Raw genomic sequence first — 2,913 nt, 5'->3', positions numbered from 1 at the left:
AGCGTGTCGGTGGTCGTCTCGACGCCGGTGTCGACGTTGGTGACGCCGTAGGCGACCTCGACGTTCTCTCCTCCGCGGGCGATACCCAGAGCGGCGCCGGGCACGTTGTATTTCTCCGACAGCTCGGCGAGCCGCCCCTGCCAGTGTTCCCTGTCGAGTGCCGCGGTGGTCATGGCGCGCTCCTTCGTCGTGTCCTTCGTGGTGTAGTGCGTGACCCAGTCGACGATGCGCCGCGAGTAGTCGACGCGATGTGACGGCTTGCCCTCGAGGATGAACAGGTGGGAAGCGTCCGGGTAGAAGACGAGCCGGGCCGGGACGCCCCGCGCACGCAGCGCGCCGTACCACTGTTCGGCCTGGCCACGGGGACAGCGGTCATCGGCCAGGCCATGCAGGATCAGTGTCGGAGATGTCACGTTCGCGACGTTGGCGAAGGGCGACTGCGCCGCGCATCGTTCCGGGTCCTCGAACGGCAGGGCCGTCTCCAGCTTGATCAGCAGGTGGCCCATGTCGGAGGTACCGGCCATGCTGGCCAGGTCGGCCACCACGCCACCGGCGACGGCGGCCGCGAACCGGTCGGTGCGCCCGGTCAGCCAGCAGGTCATGTAGCCCCCGTAGCTGTAGCCGGAGAGCGCCAGCCGTTCGGGGTCGGCGGTCCCCTCAGCCACCAGTGCCTCGACGGGCTCCAGGAAGTCGTGCTCGTCGGCCACTCCCCAGGCGCCGACGGCGCCGGTGTAGAACTCCTCGCCGTATCCGTCACTGCCGCGCGGATTGAGCAGCAGGACCGTCCACCCCTGCGCGGCCAGTATCTGGTGGTAGGCGTGCCCGCGGTCCGGCACCGGGCTCCACGCGTTGTGCGGCCCTCCATGGACGTCGACCAGGAGCGGCGCCGGTGTCGGCGCGCCAGGGTCGCGGACCAGCCAGCCGTGGACATCGGTGCCGTCGGCCACGGTGAACACCCGTTCCTGCGCGGTGATCAAGTCGACGTCGGCGAGCCGGTAGCCGGCCACCGTGGTCTCGTGACCGCTGTCGAGGTCGACGACCGCGACGTCGCCGTACGAGTCCGGCGATGCCACGACGACGGCCGCCCGCGCCGCGTCACCGGCCACCGACAGGCCAGACACCACGCGATCCGATCCGGCCACGACCGGCCGCGGCTCGCCTCCGGAGACAGCGACGGCGTACACGTGGGTGCAGCCGCGGTCCCGGGCGCAGAAGACGATGCGGCCGCCGTCGGATGTGAACTGCGGCAGCCCGCCCGGGTAGCCGGGGCCTCCTGGCATCACGTTGCGGTCGAAACCCGGGAGGAGGTCGATGGTCTCGCCGCCGTCGAGCGGGACCTTCAGCAGCCGGTTGTGCCCGACGCTCACGTCGCGGCGGCCGACCACCAGCAGCGCGTCGTTCGCCGGGAACCAGGCCACCTGACCGGCCATGCCGTGCGGTTCACCCACCGGACGCCAGGCCGGTTCGGCCTCGCGCTGGTCGAGGTCGACGACGTACACGGCCGACTCACCAGTCAGGTCGGCATCCGGGGCCGTCCCCGCAGTGAACGCCAACCGTTGTCCGTCCGGCGACCAGGCCGGCGAGTTCGCGTGCCAGTCGCCAGAGGTCACCTGCCGCACTGCGCCCGTCCCGGTGTCGACGACGAACACATGCTTGCGGATGCCGCGCAGCAGCCCGGCGCCGTCGGCCTGGTAGCCCAGCCGGTCGACGACGATAGGGGCGACGGCGCGGCGAGCCCGCGCGGCGTCATCCTCGCCCGGGACCGCCAGCATGTCCACCGCGGCGACGAAAGCCATCCGGGTGCCGTCGGGGCTCCACACCGGTTCGCCGGCACCGGCCGGGAGCGAGGTGAGCCGCTCGGCCTCGCCACCGTCCAGCGGCAGCACCCACAGCTGGGCCGGACCGTCCACGACGCGCAGGAAGGCCAGGTGGGAGCCGTCCGGCGACCACGCCGGGGATGAGTCGGCCGCACCGTGTGTCAACGCCCGCGCAGGGCCATCACCTGTTGTCGGCGCCCGCCACAGCGCCGACCGGTTCTCGTCGGCCTCGCGGTCAGCGGAGTCGAGCACATACACGACGCTCGAGCCGTCCGGCGAGATGACCGGCTGCGCCGGAACCTCCAGGCCGAACAGGTCGTCCTCGGTCAGTCGACGGGTCATCGTGCCGGCACCTCCAGAACCTCTTCCACGGCGCTGTTCACCTGCTCACCCCGGTGCTATTCACGTGTTCGCCGCCGGCACCATTCACATATTCGCCTCCGGCACCATTCACATATTCGCCTCCGGCACCATTCACATCTTCGCCTCCGGCACCATTCACATCTTCGCCTCCGGCACCATTCACATGTTCGCCTCCGGCGAAGTGACAAGCCGCGCGGTGCGGCCGGGAGTCCGCGTCCGTGTGCGGGTCTTGCCCGGCACAGATCGTCCGCTCCACGACGATCAGCGGTCCCATCGGACAACGCCGGTGGAACGGACAGCCCGGCGGCGGGTCGTGCGGGGACGGTGGCTCCTCGTCGAGGACCTCGTTATCGGCCGGGACCGCGTCGTCGAGCGATGTGCCCAGCCGCGGCGCGGCATCCAGCAGCGTTCTGGTGTACGGATGCTGCGGGGAGTTCAGGACCTCGGCCGCCGGTCCCACTTCCACGATCCGCCCCAGGTACATCACGGCGATCACGTCGCTCACATACCGCACGACGGCGAGATTGTGAGAGATGAACAGGATGCTCAGGCCCAAGCGGCGCTGCAGGTCGCGGACGAGGTTCAACACCGCGCCCTGAACGGACACGTCGAGCGCGGAGGTGATCTCGTCGGCGAGGATCACCTCCGGGTCCGCCGCCAGCGCGCGTGCCAGCGCCACTCGCTGGCGCTGCCCGCCGGACAGCCCGGACGGCAGCTCAATGGCCCGGGCTGG

2 protein-coding genes are annotated in these 2,913 nt (G+C 70.7%); both read right to left on the bottom strand.

Annotated features, from left to right (window positions below; all coding sequences use genetic code 11):
• Positions 1 to 2,159: S9 family peptidase (locus tag ELR45_RS41225; RefSeq protein WP_240759942.1), on the bottom strand; the 2,159-nt coding region annotated here is incomplete at its 3' end.
• Positions 2,160 to 2,196: 37 nt separating this feature from the next.
• Positions 2,197 to 2,913: oligopeptide/dipeptide ABC transporter ATP-binding protein (locus ELR45_RS38555; protein WP_205856964.1), on the bottom strand; the 717-nt coding region annotated here is incomplete at its 5' end.

Origin of the sequence: Phytoactinopolyspora endophytica (assembly GCF_004138495.1) — a bacterium.
Lineage (GTDB): Bacteria > Actinomycetota > Actinomycetes > Jiangellales > Jiangellaceae > Phytoactinopolyspora > Phytoactinopolyspora endophytica.
This window is presented reverse-complemented; position numbering and strand designations above follow the sequence as displayed.